Below are 17,728 nucleotides of genomic sequence, written 5' to 3'. Positions count from 1 at the left end.
GGGGTATGGGTAATCGGCAATCTGCGAGCAGCGCCACAGCGCGTCCGCCGCGCCGAGCGACCGCGGCGGTCTCCGGCGCCCGCCCCGCATCGGCGGCTCCCCGACCACCGGCTTGCGGCCGGCGCCCGCCCACGCAAGACCGGCCACCCGCCCGGCAGGGCCGCGCCGGAAACGGTGACCCCATCCGGTGACCGAAGAGGCAGTTCGAGGATTTTTCACCTTTTAGGCGCCGAACTCGTGGTCACCGACCCGCGACAAAGGCCGTAAATCATAGTGTAAGGATCATGTTGTTTCCGACCGTGGAGTTCGCGGCCTTCTTCGCCGCCGTACTCATGGTCAACTGGTGGCTGATGCCGCGGCCCCGGCTCTGGAAGCCGTTCATCCTGGTCGCCTCGTACGTCTGCTACGGCTGGGCCAGCCCGAAGCTGGTTCTCGTCCTCATCGGCGTCACTCTGTGGAACCAGGCGTTCGGCTGGCTGGTCTTCCGTACCCGGCGCCGTACCCTGCTGATCACCGGGATCGCCGGCGACATCGCGCTGCTCGGCTACGCCAAGTACGCCGGATTCTTCGCCCACGAGATCGACGCGGCGCTGAACCGCATCGGGCTGGGCGCGCCACTGCCGGTCATCGTGCTCGTCGCGACGATCGGCGTCTCCTTCTACACTTTCCAGGGCATCAGTTACCTGGTCGATCTGTGGCGCGGCGATCTCGCGCGGCCGGCACCGACCCTGGACTTCCTGGTGTACCAGGCGTTCTTTCCGCATCTGTTCGCCGGGCCGATCGTGCGGGCCCGCGAGCTGATCCCGCAGTTCGCCGAACCCCGGGACCCGGCACAGGTGCCGTACACCCGTGCCGGCACGCTGATCGTCGCCGGTCTGGCGAAGAAGCTGGTGATCGCCGACACGCTGGGCAAGCTGGTCGTCGACCCGGTCTTCGCCGCGCCCGATCAGCACGCGGCGTACGAGGTGCTGTTCGCCATCTACGCGTACGCGGCGCAGATCTACGCGGACTTCTCCGGCTACACCGACATCGCGATCGGGCTGGCACTGCTGCTCGGATTCCGGTTCCCGGTCAACTTCGACCGCCCGTACTCCTCGGCGAGCCTGCGCGAGTTCTGGCGGCGCTGGCACATCTCGCTGTCCAGCTGGTTGCGCGACTACGTCTACATCCCGCTGGGCGGTGGCCGGAGCCGCTCCCGCCGCAATCTCTTCCTCACTATGCTGCTCGGCGGCCTGTGGCACGGTGCCAACTGGACGTTCGTGGCCTGGGGTGGGCTACACGGCGCGGCCCTGGCCGTCGAGCGCCGCACCGGGCCGGCGCGGCGGCCATGGCTCGGGCGGCTCATCACCTTTCACTTCGTCGCACTGTGCTGGGTGTTCTTCCGGGCACCCGGGTTCTCCGACGCGTTCGCCGTGCTGGGTCGGCTGACCGCGTGGACCGCGCACGGTACCGGCCTGGTCGCACCCCTGCTCGTCGTGCTGGTCCTGGCCGGTACCGCGATCCAGCTCGTCCCGCCCGGGTTCCTGACCCGACCGGTACGCGCCGCACTCGGCACCATGTCGCCGGTGGCGCAGGGCGTGACGCTCGCGCTGGCCTTCGTCGCGCTGCTGGCCATCGCGCCGAACCTGGGCGTACCGGCCTTCATCTACTACCAGTTCTAGCCCGGACGGGAGGCAGGCGGGACACATGAGGCGTCCGATGGTCACCGTGGTCCTTGTCGCGTTGGCCGCGGCGACGCTGCTGGACAGCCAGGGCGCGCTGGCCGCCGCGCAGGACGTGCGCTATTCGGGGGTACGGACGCCGTTGGTCTCCGTGCTGCGCCCGGTGGACCAGGTGGCGGAGGCGATCGGGCTCGACGTTCCGTACGACGCGCTGGCCCGGACGTTCGGCAACGCGCCGGCGGGCAGTTCCGAGGCGGATCCGGACGGGTTGGCGGCCAAGGCGAAGGCGCTGGCGGAGCAGCGGGCGAAGCGGCCGGCCGGTCCGTCCCCCTCGCCGGCGGTCACGCCGTCATCGATCCCGTACCTGGTCGACGGACTGCCGCTGCCGGCCGCCCTGCCGCAGCCGGAACCAGGCCACCCGCTGCGGGTACTGGTGACCGGCGACTCGATGGCCGGCGAACCCGGATACGCGCTGTCCGACCTCCTCGGCTCGGCGGACCGCAGCGACCTCGACGTGCGCGACGAGCCCTACGCCGGCACCGGGCTGACCCGGCCGGACGCGTTCGACTGGTCGCTCAAGGCCGCGTCGCAGGCGGCCACCGAGCACCCGGACGTGGCTGTGGTGTTCCTCGGCGAGAACGACGGCTTCCCGCTGGAGGGCGTCAGCCCGTACAGCACCGGCTGGCAACGGCTCTACAGCGCCCGGGTGCAGGCGGTCATCAACGCGTACCAGGCCGGTGGCGTCAAGCTCGTGATCTGGGCGGCCCCGCCGATCGACGCGCAGACCAATCCCGCCGAGGGCGGCAACGTCAACGCCATCTTCCGCAACATCGGGGCGGCGGTACGCGACGCGGTCAGCCGGGTTCCGGCCGCCGCGATGATGGACCAGTACCAGTTGTTCTCGGTGGGCGGCCGCTACTCGACCTCGGTACCCGACCCGACCACCGGCGCCACGGTGGCGAACACGCGACTGCCGGACGGCTCACACCTGACCCGGGCCGGCGGGATGATCGTCGCCCGGCTGCTGCTGCGGTACCTGGACCGCGAGGCCGCGCAGCGCAACCAGCAGGCCGAGGCGGCGCAGCGGGGCGACCCGGTGAACCCGGCTCCGGGCAAGCAGCGGGCCACACAGCAGGGCACGCAGCCACGGCGGGCGGACCCCTCCCCGGCACCGGGCCCGAGCCGGGCAGACGGCGCGCCGGCCGTCGGGTCGGGCCACGAGGACGCTGCGCTGACCGGAACGACCCGGCACGCCGGCTCACAGCCCGAACATCCGGCGCAGCCGCTCGGTCTGGTGCTCATCATGGCCGCCCTGGCGGTCGTCTACGGCCGGGGCGTGATCACCCGCCGGTTGCTGCGCGGGAGGCCGGCCAGCAGCCTGCTCACCCACCGGTTCCGGGGCGCGCGGTCGCAGGTGCACACCCGCCCGTACGTCGGCGCCCGGTCCCGCGGTACCCACTCCCCCGGGCCGGACACCGTCACAGCAGCCGGCCGGGTGGGCACGGTGCCGCCCACCCGGCCGGTTACCAGACCAGCGACCGCTGACCCGGACAACTCCGGCCTTACGCAAATGTCGGATCCGGCAACCGTCCGACCCACCGACGGCGGGCCGCCAGCCGCCGGAGCGGCCTGAACCCTGTCGCTTCCCCGCAGACCCGGTCGACGGGTCCGGCTCGGCGCGTCTGGCGCCGCAATGAACTCGGACCCGTCGCTCGAACGGCGGACCCGTCGCTCGAGCGACGCCGGCTCGCGAGGGGCCGCCGACGACCGCCCGGCGCCAGGGCCGAACTCCGCATTCCGGGCACCGTACGGTCGCGCCGTTGCCTGAATTTCCGGTGATATAAATCGCCGGTCCGACGGCCGCGAGCACACCGCGCGCACCCGCCCAGGCACGGAAAGTCGATCACGGAAAGCACGTCATCGATGTCCTCCGGACGCACAGAGCATCCGATTTTCGACCGGGCGTAATCGAACATCGAGTGGAACCGTTGTCACGCTTCGTATTCAACGACCCGGTGTCCGACCGCTTCTGTCGACTGCTTCGCCGCCGGGAAACGCTGCGTCGACTGCGAGGAATCCGAGGTCAGGGGTTGGCAGGAGGGAGAGCCACCGTTACTGTCAACCCGTCTGGTCCGGCCCCCCGTCATCGACTGAAGGTGACACCGGAACAGACCCGCTGAATCGTGTTCGTCACGAATCGGGGACCCGTTGTTGTTGGGGTGAATCCGTGGACTCCCCCGTCCGCGGTAGGGCGCTCTTTCCCGTCCGAACCCGTCAGCTAACCCGGTAAGCGGCACCGGAAGGAGTACCTGCTCGTGCGACTCGAATTGTCGTGGCTCATACCGCCGTCGGACCGGCTCGGCGCGCGCCCGTTGGCGCTGGCACCAGCGATTTCATGAGGTCGGATCAGTAAGTCTCACCGCCGGCTTGTGGCGCGTGGACGGTAATCGGGTACGACTGGGTGATTTCTCGCCCGGGTATCCCTACCGACCCGGTCACCCGAAACGGTTGATCTGACCAGTCTCACGCGATTCCACACTCGGAATCGCTGACTCCGCATGCCCCGGAATAGGTCTCCCGCTTCGGCTGTGCCCTTTTTCACCAGCCGGCCTTTCCAGAAATCCATCAGCTCGAAAATCGAGCGATCGAAATACCCTGGCGAGGAATAGTGAACCCCCAAAATCTCGGTAAGCGTTTCCGGAACACAGTGCCCCGGCGCACGCATCGCGTCGCCATCGTCTCGGCGGTGACACTCGGCGTGGCCCTGCTCATCGCGCTGCCGCTCAGTCTCGGCAAGGGCTCGACGGCGACCAGCAACACCGCGTCGTTCTCTCTGACCAACGCCGCCGGCACGGCCACCGGTCAGGCCACCCACGCCGCGCCCGAGGCCGCCGCGACGGCCTCGTCGCAGCCGCCGGCACCGGCAGCTCCGGCGTCTCCGGCAGCGCCTCCGGCGACCACCGCCCCGGCCAAGCCGAAGGTCAAGAAGGCGACCACGGTCGCGGCTCCGGCCGCGAAGGACCTCAAGATCGACTTCGAGTACCAGATCAATGGGTACTACTGCGGCCCGGCTGCCACCCGGATCGCGGCGAGCACCCGGATCGCCCCGCCCAGCCAGGACACGATCGCCATGGCCATGGGCACCACAACCAACGGTACGAACTCGGCGTCCGACACCACGGCCGAGCTGAACCGCCTGGAGCACACGAGCTTCTACCACACCACGTTCATCCCGGGCGGCAGCGCGACCACGGCCGAGGTCGCCACGCTGGAGAAGAACGCCGTGCACGCGATCAGCAACGGGTACGGCATCGTGGCGAACATCGTCGGTAGCGTGCAGGATTCCTCGGGCGGCTTCCACGAGTACGACGGCGGCCACTACATCGCCGTCATCGGCTACAGCGACAACGGCCGCAGCGTGCACATCGCCGACCCGGCCGGCGAGGGTGCCGACACCTACTGGATGAGCGCCAGCACGCTGGCCAACTGGATGGGCACCCGGGGTTACTCCTCCTGACCCGACGCCCACCACGCCTCGTCCGCGAACCGCCAGCGGTTCGCGGACGAGGCGTTTCGCGTCTGCGCCGGCCTATACTCCCGGCGTGAGGTACGTGGTCTTCTCCGAGCCCGCCGACGACCCGGTGGCGAAGAACTGGCGCATCAGGGAATGGAACGAGTTGTTCGTTCGCGAATAACCCGCCACCCCTACAGACGTCGATGCGTGACGATTCGACTACGACCCAGATGACCGGTCCGGCTTGAATTCCACCGGTACCGCTGACTATCGTCTGGGCGTCCAAGGTCACCCCTACCGTGCGGTCGCCCACCGCCCGGACACCGCCGAGTCGTCACCACGAGCCGGGTACCCACCGCAGCACCGGATTGCGTCCGCGCAGTAGCGCGACAGGGCCTGTCGCCCGAACCCGTCGGCTGCCCCGGAGGCGGTCGAGGAAGAAGGAGCCGCCCGTGGCGTCAGCCCGAGTGCTCACCCGCCCACGCCGGGTCGCGATCGCCCTCGCCGCCGTACTGGTCGCGGTCGTCGGCACCGGCACGAACGCCGAGGCGACGCCCTCGATCTCCGACATCGAGGGGCAGATCAACGAATCCTGGAACAAGCTTGAGCCGCTCGTCGAGCAGTACAACGAGTTGCACAGCCAGCTGCTGCAGAACCAGGGCAAGGTCGCCACGCTGAAACGGCAGATCGAACCGCTGCAGGTCCAGGTCGATCTGACCATGACCCGGGTCAGCGCGCTGTCCACGCAGCTCTACGAGCACGGCGCCACCTCGCCGCTGGACGCGCTGCTGAACTCGGGCACTCCGGCGACGATGGCCGATCAGCTGTCCACATTGGACGCGATGGCGCACCGCCAGTCCGACACGATCCAGGGTGCCGCGGACCTGCTCGCGAAGTACAACGCGCAGAAGCAGCCGCTGGACCGGCTCGTCGCCACGGAGTCGGTGCAGGACGCGAGCCTCGCCCACGAAAAGACCACCATCCAGAAGCAGATGGACAACCTGCAGGTACTGCGCCGGCAGGCGTACGGCGCCAGCGGCAAGGCGGGCGGTTCGCTGCAGCCGGTCGCCTGCCCGGCCGAGCTGACCACGGGCAAGGGAGCGATCGCCGCGAAGACGGCGTGCCAGCAGATCGGGAAGTCGTACATATGGGCGACCGCCGGCCCGAGGACGTTCGACTGCTCCGGCCTGACGCTGTACGCGTGGGGCAAGGCAGGCGTGACGCTGGGCCACTTCACCGGCTGGCAGTGGAGCGAGACCAAGTCGGTCAGCCGTTCCCAGTTGCAGCCCGGAGACCTGGTCTTCTACTTCAGCGACCACCACCACATGGGCATGTACGTCGGCGACGGCTGGGTGGTGCACGCACCGACCACCGGCGACGTGGTGCGGATGACCCAGCTGAGCAACCCGTACCTGCCGATCGCCGGCTTCCGCCGGCCGGGCTGACCGGGATCCCGCGCCCGCGCACCAAAAGCACACTCGGAACGGCCCAGGGCCGTCAGACCGGTTGGTCTGACGGCCCTTTCGGCCGGTCCTCGGCCGGGACTCGCGCAGCCTGTTCACCGCGGTGGCCGGGTTCGTCGTGATGCGGCCCCGGCAGCGGCCGCGGGTCACAGGCTGCGGGCGGTGATGTCGCCGTTGGTGGTGGTGGCATGGATGTCGAGGGTGGCGGTGCCATCGTTCTTGAGGCTGTTGGCGATGCGGCCGTGAGAGCTGCCGGCGTCCAGCGCGGCCGAGACACCGGCGGCGGCGCCGACCGAGATGTCGCCGGACTGGGTGCGCAGCACGACCTTGCCGCCCGTGGCCTCGGCGATCTGGATGTCGCCCCGTGCGGTGCTGATCTCCGCGGGACCGCCCAGCCGGCCGACCTCGATGTCTCCGTCGGTCGCGGTGAGGCGGAGGCTCGCCGTCTCGTCGAGCTTGATCTGGCGGTACGCGCCTTCGAAGGCGACGTCGCCGAGGCGGCCGACGGTCCGGAGTTCGGTGCTGGCCGTCTTCGCCTCGACCCGGGAACCGGCGGGCAGCTTGACGGTCACCTCGATGGAGCCGGAGGGGCCGAAGTACTGGTTCTTCACCGGAGTCTCGATCCGCAGGACGCCATCGGCGTATGCGACCGTGGTCTGCTCGGCCGCTTTCACGTCGCGGCTCTTGGCGGCGTTGCTGGGCAGGACCTCGACCGTGGTGTCGGTCCGGTCGGCGGCGATGAGCTGGACGCGTCCCGCGGGGATGTGAAGGACGGCGGAGATCGGCGCCGGGGTGTCGAACTTCTGCATCGTGTGCTCCTTGTACGGGGTTGTTTCTGACACCGGAAACGCTACGTTGCTTTCCTGTTTCTGGCAACACGATCTTTGCTTGTAAACAGCATATCCGCAGGTCAGAGCCCAGTAATCATTGCAACCGTCTCCCGATTAATGCAATGAAGGCCCGTTCAATCGTTGCAATGCCCTGACGGTGAACGCTATGCTGCGTCTGGCAGTACCGGACGGCGCCGTGGGGCGCTGAGGCATGAAGGGGATCGTGATGCCGGGAGGCAGGCTCACCCAGCAGGAGCGCCAGCAGATCGCGACGGGGCTGGCCGACGGCCTGGCCTACGCCGAGATCGCCCGCCGTCTCGACCGTCCGACCTCGACGATCACCCGTGAGGTGCTGCGAAACGGCGGCCCCACCGGCTACCGCGCCGACCTGGCTCACCGCGCCACCCAGCAGCGCACCCACCGGCGCAGGCAGTCCACCCCGCAGGCATCGCAGGCGCCCCTGCAGCCCCACGGACGCGACGCCGAGGCCGTGCGCGACTACCAGGAGGCCCTCACCACCGTCTACATGACCTCGGGCCTGCCCAAGATGATGTCCCGGGTGCTGAGCTGCCTCTACACCACCGACAGCGGCAGCCTCACCGCCTCCGAACTCGCCCAGCGCCTCCAGGTCAGCCCGGCGTCCATCTCCAAGGCGATCACGTTCCTGGAGAGCCTGGACCTCGTCCGCCGGGAACGCGACGAACGCCGCCGCGAGCGCTACGTCGTCGACGACGACCTCTGGTATCAGGCGATGATCCGCAGCGCCCGGTCCAACGACGAGTTCATCGCGGCCGCGCGGCAGGGCGTCGCCATCCTCGGCCGCGGCACCCCGGCCGCCACCCGCCTCGAGAATGCCGCCCGCTTCCTCGACTTCGTCAGCGAAGCGCTGATCCGCGCCGCCGAACAGGGCCGCGAGGTCCTCTACACCAGAACCGAGACGACCTCGGACGGCACCGCCAGTTGAGCTCAGATCTCGGGCAGACGACCGCAGCGTGAGACGAGGCCGGCGCGGCGCTTCCCTCTCAGCGCGTGGCGTAGAAGTGCCTCAGTGCGTGGCGTAGAAGTCGGCGACGGCGGTGAATGACCGCTTCGGTTCCCAGGCCAGGTCCGGGTACGTGGTGCCCCGACGCCCGCGAGGCAGGCTCTTCACCAGGGCGAAGCAGTCGGTGTCGAGGTCGTGTCGCGGGTGCGGATGGTGGAGGTTGAGCGGCGTGACGAACGTTTGGACGAACGCGCCGTCGACACCCGCGTCGTCCAGGACGGTGAGCTGGCGGACGAGACTGTCGGCCTGATGTGCCTCGTTGCGTTCGTGAACGGTCCTGACCCGGGGCAGAACCAACCGTCGCAACGCGCCGGCGGGCTCGGTCGGCGCGGACATCATCAGGTGCCGGAGGCCGGGCGTGAAGTACAGCAGAGCGCTTGTCATGGCCACGTTTTCCGGCCCGGCGCCGCCGGTCTGGTCGGCTCCGGTCCGGGTGCGGAACCCGAACTCGGTGACCACCACCGGCTTGCCGGTCGCGAGCCACGGCCGCAGCGTCAGCGCGTACCGGTCGGCGATCAGCTTGTGCCAGTAGTGGTCCACCCCGACGATGTCGAACGGAGTCCAGTCCACCCGCTCGAAGTCCAGCGACGAGTACGTGACCGGGCCACCGAAGACCCGGCGCACCACGCTGACGGCACTCGCCAGGAACGCGTTGAGCGGACCCGACTGCCGGCCGACGTGCGGCTGGCTCAGCGCGTACCGGATCCGGCGCTGGAGCGTACGCCCGGGCAGGAGCCCGCGCATGAACAGGCTCAGCTCGCTGCCGACGCTGAACACCACGCCGCCCGGCGCCCGGCGGCGCAACCGCTGCGCGGCCTCGGCGGCGGTCGCCAGGTATGCCAGTGTCGGGCCGGCTTTCCGGCCCCACAGCTCGGGCGAGAACCACACCTCCATGCCCAGGTCCAGGGCGACCGAGGCGGCATGCTCAAGCCGGTCGAGGTCACGGCCGCAGATCCTCACGGCGGTGCAGTGCAGATCCGCCGCGATGATCGCCAACTCCCGCCGGACCAGGTCGGGCCGGTAGTCCGGCCGCCAGTCGGTGCCCAGCACCCGACCGACGTCGTAGAGCACGCCCTTGCGTCTCATTCGTCGCCGCCGCCCTGACCGGCCGCGACCATCTTCTGGATCGCCTGCCGGCTCACGCCCAGTTCCCGGGCGAGGTCGGCCTGGCTGAACCCCTCGGCCAGCAACTCATCGATGATCCGTCGCCGCTCCTGGGCCAGAGTGCGCGCGATGCGCGCGTGCTCGATCGCCTCGGCACGCACCTGCTTGAGTCGGGCGAAGAGGTCGGCGTGCGCCGCCGGGTCTGAGTTCTTCCGCATGCCGCCAGTTTGACAACCCCCGGTTGTCATTGTCAACCAGGGGTTGTCAATTGTCGAGCTACCAGGGTTCCGCGCCGTCCTCGGAGAAGAACCCGGCCGTCGGGCCGTCTGCCGGCAGGGTGGCGAGCCGGATCGCGGCGGCGGCGCCCTGGGCCGGGGTGCGCGGCCCGGAATGGCCGTTGAGGTCGGTCGCGCAGTAGCCCGGGTCGGCGGCGTTCACCTTGATCGGCGTGTCCCTCAGCTCGTTGGCGTACGAGACGGTGATCGCGTTCAGCGCGCTCTTCGACGAGTTGTATGCCAGCAGCGGGGCGGTCGAGTAGAAGTTGTCCGGGTCGCTGGTCAGCGCGAGCGAGCCCAGGCCGCTGGAGAGGTTGACGATGCGTCCGGCCGCCGAGGCCCGGAGCAGGGGCAGCATCGCGTTGGTCACGGCCACCACGCCGTACACGTTCGTGGCATAGGTGAGGATCAGTGCCTCCACCGGCGTCCGGCTGGGCTTCTGTCCCCGTTCCAGCAGGACTCCGGCATTGTTGACCAGGATGTCCAGCCGGCCGTATTCGCGCTCCACCCGGGCCGCCGCGGCCGACACCGACACCGGGTCGGTCACGTCCAACTCCACCGGTACCGCGACGATCCCCTCCGCGGACAGCTTTTCGGCCGCGGTCGCACCTCGGGCGGCATCGCGGGCACCGACCAGCACCGTGGCGCCGGCAGCGCCCAGGCCGCGCGCGATCTCGTATCCGATCCCCTTGTTGGCCCCGGTCACCAGGGCCACCGTCACGTCGTTCATGACAGGCAGCCTGCGTCGCCCGCGACGCGACGAAAAGAGACCCGGGTAACCACGGACTGGCAGTCCCTGGTTGCCGCCGGCCGGGCGGCGCAGGATGGGTTCCATGGATCGCCCGCAGCTCGCCGAGTTCCTGCGCAGCCGCCGCTCCCGGGTGCAGCCCGGCGACGTCGGGTTGGCGGCGGGCGGGCGGCGCCGCACCCCGGGCCTGCGCCGTGAGGAGGTGGCCCGGCTCGCCGGCATCTCGGTCGACTACTACTCCCGGCTGGAGCAGGCCCGCGGCCCGCGGCCGTCCCGGCAGGTCCTCGGCGCGCTCGCCCGGGCGCTGCGGCTGTACGACGCCGAACGCGCCCACCTGTACCACCTGGCCGGCGAGGTGCCCGTCCCGCCGACCGGACCGAGCCCGGACGTACCGGCCGGCATCCTGCACCTGCTCGACCGGCTCGACGACACGCCCGCGTATGTCATCGACGCCAAGTACGAGATCCTGGCCTGGAACCTGATGGCCGCCGCGCTGCTCGGCGACCCGACCACCTGGCCGCCCGGCCGGCGCAACATGATCTGGAACCTGTTCACCGGCGAGTACTCCGCCATGGCACTGGCCGACCCGGAGTCCTCCACGTTCGCCGACGAGTGCGTCGCGGAACTGCGCGGCGCGGCGGCCCGGTACCCGGAGGACCCTGGCATCCACCTCCTGATCTCCCGGCTGCGCGCGGCGAGCCCGGAGTTCGTCCGGCGGTGGGAGCAGTTGCGGGTGTGCGTGCGGCCCGGCTCGACGATCAAGCGGGTACGCCACCCGGTGATCGGTGAGCTGGTTCTGGAGTGCGAGGTGCTGGACATCGCCGGGCACGGGCAACGTCTGATCATCTACACCGCCGCACCGGGCAGCCCGTCCTTTGAGGCGCTGCGGCTGCTCGGCGTCGTCGGCACCCAGTGGAGCGCCGCGGACAGCGTCCGCTGACGGCCCGACCAGCGGAGGATCACGTGTCACGCAGGCGCAGCAGCAGGCCACCGACCAGCAGCGCCCCGGCCGCCCACGCGGCGAGGACGCCGAGGCCGGCCCACGGGCCGATCGGCAGGTCCGGCACGCCGACCGTGGTCTGGATCGCCAGCCCCGCGTTGCTCGGCGCGATCTGCTGGAGGTGCCGCTGCCAGTCCGGATCGCTGATCACGTGCAGCACGATCGGGAACAGGTACAGCACCCCGAGGACGAGCCCGATGGCGGCGGCAGAGTCCCGCACGATGGTCGCGACGCTCAGGCTGAGCAGTCCGATCAGGGCGAGGTACAGCACCGATCCCCCGGCCGCGCGCAGCGTCGGGCCATCCGTCAGGGACAGCGGCGGGTACCCGTGCTCGGGGGTCAGGCCGTTGCCGGGCAGGATCAGCCGCCCGGCCAGGACACTGCCGAGCGCCGCGACCGCACCCGCGACCAGGACCAGACCGGTGACGGTCACCGCCTTCGCGGCCAGGACGGTCGCGCGCCGAGGCATCGCGGTCAGCGTGGTGCGGATCATGCCGGTGCTGTACTCCCCGCCGACCGCCAGCACGGCCAGGACGGCGATGACCGCCTGGCCGAGCTGGACACCGGAGAGGCTGGTCTTGGCGGCGTCGAGGTTCGCGGCGCACCCCTGCGCGGGGCAGGTCAGCGTCGCGGCCACCACCGTGCCGAGTGCCACCGTCAACGCGACCGCGGCCACCAGCAGAGCGCCCGGCCCCGGGACGGTACGCAGCTTCGTCCACTCCGCGTGCAGCGCCGACCTCACACGTCCCTCCGGCGCAGCAGGTACCCGGCGGCGGCCAGCGCGAGCGCGGCCCAGCCGCACAGCACCGCGAACCCGGCCCACGGCGCAAGCGGGTAGAACCCGAACGCCGGGGTGAACGCGCGGCTGAGCTGCGGGTACGCGGGGAGGCTCTGCTGGATGGCGAACCCGGCGGCCGGGGTGATCCGCAGCAGCCACTGCGACGGTCCCGGTGGTAGGACGCCCGCGATCGCCAGGATGTACGGCAGGACGATCAGCACGATGACGGTGGCGACCGCCCCGGCGCTGCGTCGCATGATCGTCCCGACCGCGAGCGCGAGCACCGATGCGACGGCGAGCAGCGCGGCCGTACCCACGATGACTCTCAGCTGGGTGAGTCCGGTGACCGGGTAGACGAAGTTGCCGTTGCCGCGCAGGATGTGCTCGGCCAGCGGCACCGTGACCGCGGTGGCGACCAGGCTGACGACGAAGGTGACGGCGCCGATCACGAGCGCCTTCGCGGCGAGGACCCGGCCGCGCCGGGGGCTGGCCGCCAGGCTGGTGCGGATCATGCCGCGCCGGTACTCGCCGGTGATGAACAGCACGCCGAGGACCACCATCACGGTCAGCGTCCCAAACACGCCGGCCAGGGTCTGTTCCATGGCGTCACCGGAGCCGGCCACGTCCGGGGCGATGTCGCCGCTGCCGCTGACGCTCATCGTGTCTCCGTCCTGCTGGAATCCGCCGCGCTGGTCGAGACCCTGGGCGTCGTCGGAACCCACCGCGGTCCCCGTCCAGTCGCCGCCGGCGAATCCTCCCGCCGTGGTGAGGTTGTCGAATCCGGCGGTGAGCTGCGACTTTCCGCCGGTGACCCGCCCGCCGCCGCCCAGGTGCTGGGACACGTTCTCCACCACGGGAGACGCGGCGAACAGCCCGGCCTGCACCGTCGACGGCAGCCCGGCCAGCCGTACCGTGCCGACGGTCGTCCAGTTGGTGCCGTCGGGCGACGCGTACCCGGTGAGGGTGTCTCCGGTACGGGTCAGGCGCAGCCAGCGCGGCGAGCCGGCCGAGACCGTACCGGTCGGTCCGGCCTTGTCGCCGGTGAAGTTGTACTGCATCCGTACGCCGTGCTCGCCGGTGACCATGATCGCCGCGTAGGCGGAGCCCTGCTTGGTGTTCTCCTTGACGATCAGCCCCGCCTTCGCCCACGGCTGCACCGGCGCGGGTTCGGTCTCAGACGGCGCGGACGGATCGTCGTGGTTGAGGAGGACCTGGGCACCGGTCAACGAGGTCAACCGGGCGGTGATGCTGCCGTCGCCGGCCAGCGACCGGTGCACGAGGGAGAACCGGTCGTTGACGGCCTCGCCGTCCGGCCCGAGCGGCACGTACGGGTGGCCGGTGACCGTCGGCGTACCCGGCCCGTTGTCGTACGAGCTGTGGCTGCCCACGCCGGTCAGCCAGCCCAGCGCGACCATGATCAGTACCGCGACGGCGGTCGCGATGAGCCAGCCGCGCACCGTACGGAACTTCGTCCACTCGGCACGGAGCACCTGCCCGAAGCCGGCGCGCCCGCTTTCCACAGCGGAGCGGTGCGATGTGGCGGTGGCGGTCATCGGGCCGCCTCCTCGCGGCCGGTGGCCAGCGGGGCGGCACGGTACTCGACCGAGTCGCGGGTCAGCTCCATGTACGCCTCCTCCAGCGTGGCCCGGTGCGAGGAGATCTCGGAGAACGGCACCCCGGCCTCGTTCAGCAGCGAGACGATCCGCGCGGCGGGCAGGCCGGCCGCGGTGATCGTGTCCCGCTCGGTGACGGCGACCGTGGCGCCGTCCCGGGCCAGTACCGTCATCGCCTCGGTGCGGGCGGTGGTGCGCACGGTGACCCGGTCGCCGGAAGCGGCGGAGATCAGGGCCTCCACGCTGGTGTCCGCGACGACCCGCCCGCGCCCGACCACCACGAGGTGGCTGGCGCTGTCCTGCAGTTCGCTCATGAGGTGGCTGGACACCAGCACGGCCCGCCCCTCGGCCGCCAGCCCGCGCAGGAAGCCGCGGATCCACACGATGCCCTCGGGGTCCAGGCCATTGAACGGCTCGTCGAGCATCAGCACCGGCGGGTCACCGAGCAGCGCGGCGGCGATCCCAAGCCGCTGCCGCATGCCCAGCGAGTACCCGCCGGCCCGGCGCCGGGCCGCCTTGACGAGGCCGGCCTGCTCCAGGACCTCGTCGACCCGCCGGGCGCCCAGGCCCTGCGAGTGGGCCAGCCAGAGCAGATGGTTACGGCCGCTGCGGGCCGGGTGCAGAGCGCCGGCGTCCAGCAGCGCGCCGACCTGGTGCAGCGGGCGGCGCAGCCGGTGGTACGGCTGCCCGCCGATCAGCGCGGTCCCCTCGTCCGCGCTATCCAGACTCAGGACCACCCGCATGGTGGTGGACTTACCGGCACCGTTGGGCCCGACGAATCCGGTGACCTGCCCGGGCCGGACACTGAACGTCATTCCGTCCAGGGCCAGGGTCGAGCCGAACCGCTTGCGCAGGCCGGTGACGTCAATGGTCGCTTCCATGTCACGCACCGTATGCGGCGCGGTCGGGGCGGGTCGTCACGCGCCAGAGCCATCTCCGGCATCGCTAGCGCGGGGGATGCCCAGTTCCCGATCCCTCCTGAGAGGGACGGCGATGTCGCTGGCGCCGGTGACGCCAAGCGCCACGGCTGCGGAGACAATGTCCTACGTGGGGATAGCACCGATCGACGCCGCCGGCTGGACGCACCGGGGGCAGCGGATCGCGCTGGCACCGTACGCGCCGGCCGTTGCCGGCGGGCTGCTCGGGCTGGCCGCGATCGTCGAGACGGTCTCCCGGCTGCTCGATACCGGGCAAACCGGCCCGTACATCGTCCTGCTCTGCCTGCTCGGCCTGGCCACCACGGCGCCGTTGGGCGCCCCGCAGCGCACGGTCGCGGCGCTCGCGCTCACCGCGGCGAGCGTGCTCAGCCTCGCTGCCTTCCACACCCTGACCGCCGCCGGCATCGCGGCCGCGCCGATCGCCGCGTACCGGTCCGGCCGGGGCGGCCGGCCGCCGGTCGCGGTGCTGCTCGGTGCCCCGTACCTGGTGCTGGCGCTGACCGATCCGCCGGACCGGTACGCGCGCACCGTCGCCATCGCCCTGGCATCGGTGGTCCCGCTGGCAGCCGGGGTCGGAGTGGTACGCCGGGTGCGCCGGGAGGACGCGGAGAGCCGGGCCGCGCAGCACGCGATGGCCGACACCCTGCTGGAGCACACCGCGCGCCGGGAACGGGCCCGGATCGCCCGCGAGCTGCACGACGTGGTGGCCCACCACATCTCCATGATCGCCGTTCAGGCCGAGAACGCCCGGCTGACCACACCCGGCATGCCGAGCGCGGGAGCGCAGCGGCTGTCCGCGATCGGCGACACCGCCCGCGCCGCGCTGACCGAAATGCGCCGGCTGCTCGGCGTGCTGCGGGAGGACGCCAGCACCGAGGTCGCCGACCGGCGCCCGCAGCCGGGCCTGCGCCAACTGGCCGAACTGCTGGACGAGGCGCGCGACGCCACCCGCGCCGGTACCCGCCTGATCCTGCGCGGCGCCCCGGTCGCCCTCGACCCCGGCGTGGAGCTGGCCGCGTACCGCATCGTCCAGGAGGCGCTGACCAACTCCCGGCGGCACGCCCCGGGGGCGGCCGTCGACGTCGAGCTGCACTACACCCGGGACACCCTGCGGCTGCTCATCCGCGACAACGGCCCCGGCCCATCGGGTCCGGCCGCGGCCGGCGGGCACGGGCTGCTCGGCATGCGCGAGCGGGCCGCCGCGGTCGGCGGCGAGCTGCGCACCGGCCCCGCCGGTACCAGCGGATTCCTGGTCGAAGCGACGCTGCCGGCTGCGACGGACGGCACCCGGTGAGCGCCGAAGGACTGAGAGCAGCCGGAGCCGGCTTGTGGCGGAGGTGAGCACAGTCGGCGGGATGACCGACCGCGACGGAAAGCACCCGGCGATCCGGCTGGTCGTCGCCGACGACCACGAGGTGGTCCGCACCGGGTTCGCCGGGCTGCTGGACACCCAACCGGACTTCACCGTCGTGGGTACGGCCGCCGACGGGACCGAGGCGGTCCGGGTCTGCCGCGACCAGGGCCCGGACGTCGTACTGATGGACGTGCGCATGCCCGGGATGGACGGCATCGAGGCCACCCGGCAGCTGACCCGTACCGCGTCCGGCAGCCGCCCCCGGGTGCTCATCCTGACCACGTTCGACCTGGACGAGTACGTCTATGACGCGATCCGCGCCGGAGCCAGCGGCTTCCTGCTCAAGGACGTCACCGCGGAGCGGCTGTTCGACGCGGTACGGGTCATCGCGGCCGGCGAGGCGCTGCTGGCACCGACCGTGACCCGCCGCCTGATCAGCGAGTTCGCCGCCCTGCACCGGCCGGGCACCCCGCCGGCGGCGGCGCTGTCCGCGCTCACTCCACGGGAGACGCAGGTGCTGCGGCTGGTCGCCGAGGGACTGTCGAACACCGAGATAGCGGCCCGGCTCACGGTCACCGAGGAGACCGTGAAGACTCACGTCAGCCGCATGCTGACCAAGCTGGGGCTGCGCGACCGTACCCAGGCGGTGGTCACCGCGTACGAGACCGGGCTGGTGGTGCCGCGCTCCCAGTCATGACCGGGTGGCCGCCTGGACCCGGGTGAGGTACGGCATCGCGAACCGGCCGGACAGCCCGGCCTGGCCGGCGAGCCGCCGTACCGCGTCGACCAGGTCGACCCGCTCCCGTTCGGTCCCGACCAGGTACGGCGACCGGGTCGTGGCCACCGCCACGAGATCGTCCGGCGTCAGCCACACCTCGTTGGAGAACCGGGCGCCCCGCACCGGACCGAACCGGTCGCCGAAGTCCGGTTCCGCCGGTTCCGCCTGCGGGCCGTCGATGATGTCGGCGAACCGTACCGTCCACGGCGTCGCCGGGTCGGCGTCGTTCCGGATCGTCGCGAACACCCCGCCCGGCCGCAGTACCCGGGCGATCTCCGGGTGTGCCCGGCCGGGGTCGAACCAGTGGTACGCCTGCCCGGCCACCACCGCGTCCACCGACCCGTCGGGCAGCGGGATCCCCTCGGCCGTGCCGGCCAGCGCGGTCACCCCCGGGCTCGCCCGCTCCAACTGGGCGCGCATGGCGTCGTCCGGCTCCACGGCCACCACCTGGTGACCGAGCCGGCCGAGCAGCCGGCTGAGGATCCCGGTGCCGGCGCCGAGGTCGGCGACCCGCAGCGGGCGCTCACCCAAAGCCCAGACGACCGCGTCGGACGGGTAGCCGGGGCGGTACCGGTCGTACCGGTCGGCGGCGGTACCGAAGGAGCGTGCCTGCGCGGACGGGTCGGTCAC

At 71.3% G+C, this 17,728-nt stretch carries 16 protein-coding genes and 1 riboswitch; of the genes, 8 read left to right on the top strand and 8 right to left on the bottom strand.

The window, feature by feature from the left end; all coding sequences use genetic code 11:
* Nucleotides 1-284: 284 nt before the first annotated feature.
* The 4 genes from Raf01_RS30970 to Raf01_RS30955 all read left to right on the top strand — a co-directional run bounded on the left by Raf01_RS30970 (nt 285) and on the right by Raf01_RS30955 (nt 6,620).
* Complete coding sequence (locus tag Raf01_RS30970) at nt 285-1,661, top strand: MBOAT family O-acyltransferase (protein ID WP_203921602.1); 1,377 nt, start codon at nt 285-287, stop codon at nt 1,659-1,661.
* Nucleotides 1,662-1,686: 25 nt separating this feature from the next.
* Nucleotides 1,687-3,294 (top strand): DUF459 domain-containing protein, encoded by a 1,608-nt coding sequence (locus tag Raf01_RS30965; RefSeq protein WP_203921601.1) that lies wholly within the window; start codon nt 1,687-1,689, stop codon nt 3,292-3,294.
* Nucleotides 3,295-3,825: 531 nt separating this feature from the next.
* A riboswitch (cyclic di-AMP (ydaO/yuaA leader) is annotated at nt 3,826-3,969 on the top strand.
* 438 nt (nt 3,970-4,407) lie between these two features.
* Entirely contained in the window at nt 4,408-5,178 is a 771-nt protein-coding gene (locus Raf01_RS30960) for a C39 family peptidase (RefSeq protein ID WP_203921600.1), read from the top strand.
* A gap of 449 nt (nt 5,179-5,627) precedes the next feature.
* The gene (locus tag Raf01_RS30955; RefSeq protein WP_203921599.1) at nt 5,628-6,620 is read left to right on the top strand and encodes a C40 family peptidase; all 993 of its coding nucleotides are present in this window, start codon (nt 5,628-5,630) and stop codon (nt 6,618-6,620) included.
* Nucleotides 6,621-6,784: 164 nt separating this feature from the next.
* Here the strand turns inward: Raf01_RS30955 and Raf01_RS30950 are convergent, their stop codons facing one another.
* Nucleotides 6,785-7,447, bottom strand: coding sequence for a DUF4097 family beta strand repeat-containing protein (locus tag Raf01_RS30950; protein WP_203921598.1), 663 nt, complete (start codon nt 7,445-7,447; stop codon nt 6,785-6,787).
* Between the two features lie 247 nt (nt 7,448-7,694).
* On the opposite strand from Raf01_RS30950, the gene Raf01_RS30945 reads away from it, so the two are divergent.
* Nucleotides 7,695-8,432 (top strand): GbsR/MarR family transcriptional regulator, encoded by a 738-nt coding sequence (locus tag Raf01_RS30945; RefSeq protein ID WP_203921667.1) that lies wholly within the window; start codon nt 7,695-7,697, stop codon nt 8,430-8,432.
* An 81-nt stretch (nt 8,433-8,513) separates the two neighbouring features.
* Here the strand turns inward: Raf01_RS30945 and Raf01_RS30940 are convergent, their stop codons facing one another.
* The 3 genes from Raf01_RS30940 to Raf01_RS30930 are packed head-to-tail and all read right to left on the bottom strand — an operon-like array spanning nt 8,514 to nt 10,619.
* On the bottom strand, nt 8,514-9,596 hold the full coding sequence (locus tag Raf01_RS30940) for a glycoside hydrolase family 113 protein (protein ID WP_203921597.1): 1,083 nt from the start codon (nt 9,594-9,596) through the stop codon (nt 8,514-8,516).
* A complete protein-coding gene (locus tag Raf01_RS30935) occupies nt 9,593-9,832 on the bottom strand; it encodes a TrfB-related DNA-binding protein (protein ID WP_203921596.1) in 240 nt (79 codons plus the stop codon). The genes Raf01_RS30940 and Raf01_RS30935 overlap by 4 nt, the downstream gene beginning before the upstream one ends.
* Nucleotides 9,833-9,890: 58 nt before the next feature.
* Nucleotides 9,891-10,619 carry an SDR family oxidoreductase gene (locus Raf01_RS30930; protein ID WP_203921595.1) on the bottom strand — a complete coding sequence of 243 codons (729 nt, stop codon included), beginning with the start codon at nt 10,617-10,619 and terminating at the stop codon, nt 9,891-9,893.
* A gap of 103 nt (nt 10,620-10,722) precedes the next feature.
* On the opposite strand from Raf01_RS30930, the gene Raf01_RS30925 reads away from it, so the two are divergent.
* The gene (locus Raf01_RS30925; protein WP_203921594.1) at nt 10,723-11,577 is read left to right on the top strand and encodes a helix-turn-helix transcriptional regulator; all 855 of its coding nucleotides are present in this window, start codon (nt 10,723-10,725) and stop codon (nt 11,575-11,577) included.
* A 19-nt stretch (nt 11,578-11,596) separates the two neighbouring features.
* On the opposite strand, the gene Raf01_RS30920 is transcribed toward Raf01_RS30925, so the two are convergent.
* Genes Raf01_RS30920 through Raf01_RS30910 form a run of 3 tightly spaced genes read right to left on the bottom strand, consistent with a single transcriptional unit; the run spans nt 11,597 to nt 14,909 of the window.
* Nucleotides 11,597-12,379 carry an ABC transporter permease subunit gene (locus tag Raf01_RS30920; RefSeq protein ID WP_203921593.1) on the bottom strand — a complete coding sequence of 261 codons (783 nt, stop codon included), beginning with the start codon at nt 12,377-12,379 and terminating at the stop codon, nt 11,597-11,599.
* Nucleotides 12,376-13,968: an ABC transporter permease subunit gene (locus tag Raf01_RS30915; RefSeq protein ID WP_203921592.1), complete on the bottom strand. Its 1,593-nt coding sequence runs from the start codon at nt 13,966-13,968 to the stop codon at nt 12,376-12,378. Before Raf01_RS30915 ends, Raf01_RS30920 begins: the two co-directional genes overlap by 4 nt.
* Entirely contained in the window at nt 13,965-14,909 is a 945-nt protein-coding gene (locus Raf01_RS30910; RefSeq protein WP_203921591.1) for an ATP-binding cassette domain-containing protein, read from the bottom strand. Before Raf01_RS30910 ends, Raf01_RS30915 begins: the two co-directional genes overlap by 4 nt.
* A 166-nt stretch (nt 14,910-15,075) precedes the next feature.
* On the opposite strand from Raf01_RS30910, the gene Raf01_RS30905 reads away from it, so the two are divergent.
* Nucleotides 15,076-16,260 carry a sensor histidine kinase gene (locus Raf01_RS30905; RefSeq protein WP_239134070.1) on the top strand — a complete coding sequence of 395 codons (1,185 nt, stop codon included), beginning with the start codon at nt 15,076-15,078 and terminating at the stop codon, nt 16,258-16,260.
* A 61-nt stretch (nt 16,261-16,321) separates the two neighbouring features.
* On the top strand, nt 16,322-17,017 hold the full coding sequence (locus tag Raf01_RS30900) for a response regulator (protein WP_203921589.1): 696 nt from the start codon (nt 16,322-16,324) through the stop codon (nt 17,015-17,017).
* Here Raf01_RS30900 and Raf01_RS30895 read toward each other — a convergent pair.
* Nucleotides 17,012-17,728, bottom strand: coding sequence for a class I SAM-dependent methyltransferase (locus Raf01_RS30895; RefSeq protein ID WP_203921588.1), 717 nt, complete (start codon nt 17,726-17,728; stop codon nt 17,012-17,014). The genes Raf01_RS30900 and Raf01_RS30895 overlap by 6 nt on opposite strands.

It is taken from the genome of Rugosimonospora africana, assembly GCF_016862975.1.
Lineage (GTDB): Bacteria > Actinomycetota > Actinomycetes > Mycobacteriales > Micromonosporaceae > Rugosimonospora > Rugosimonospora africana.
This window is presented reverse-complemented; position numbering and strand designations above follow the sequence as displayed.

Coding starts and splice junctions, on each gene's coding strand:
- Raf01_RS30900 (WP_203921589.1), top strand. CDS start 16,322: ATGACCGACCGCGACGGAAAGCACCCGGCGATCCGGCTGGTCGTCGCC.
- Raf01_RS30970 (WP_203921602.1), top strand. CDS start 285: ATGTTGTTTCCGACCGTGGAGTTCGCGGCCTTCTTCGCCGCCGTACTC.
- Raf01_RS30910 (WP_203921591.1), bottom strand. CDS start 14,909: ATGGAAGCGACCATTGACGTCACCGGCCTGCGCAAGCGGTTCGGCTCG.
- Raf01_RS30930 (WP_203921595.1), bottom strand. CDS start 10,619: ATGAACGACGTGACGGTGGCCCTGGTGACCGGGGCCAACAAGGGGATC.
- Raf01_RS30965 (WP_203921601.1), top strand. CDS start 1,687: ATGAGGCGTCCGATGGTCACCGTGGTCCTTGTCGCGTTGGCCGCGGCG.
- Raf01_RS30935 (WP_203921596.1), bottom strand. CDS start 9,832: ATGCGGAAGAACTCAGACCCGGCGGCGCACGCCGACCTCTTCGCCCGA.
- Raf01_RS30945 (WP_203921667.1), top strand. CDS start 7,695: ATGCCGGGAGGCAGGCTCACCCAGCAGGAGCGCCAGCAGATCGCGACG.
- Raf01_RS30940 (WP_203921597.1), bottom strand. CDS start 9,596: ATGAGACGCAAGGGCGTGCTCTACGACGTCGGTCGGGTGCTGGGCACC.
- Raf01_RS30950 (WP_203921598.1), bottom strand. CDS start 7,447: ATGCAGAAGTTCGACACCCCGGCGCCGATCTCCGCCGTCCTTCACATC.
- Raf01_RS30915 (WP_203921592.1), bottom strand. CDS start 13,968: ATGACCGCCACCGCCACATCGCACCGCTCCGCTGTGGAAAGCGGGCGC.
- Raf01_RS30925 (WP_203921594.1), top strand. CDS start 10,723: ATGGATCGCCCGCAGCTCGCCGAGTTCCTGCGCAGCCGCCGCTCCCGG.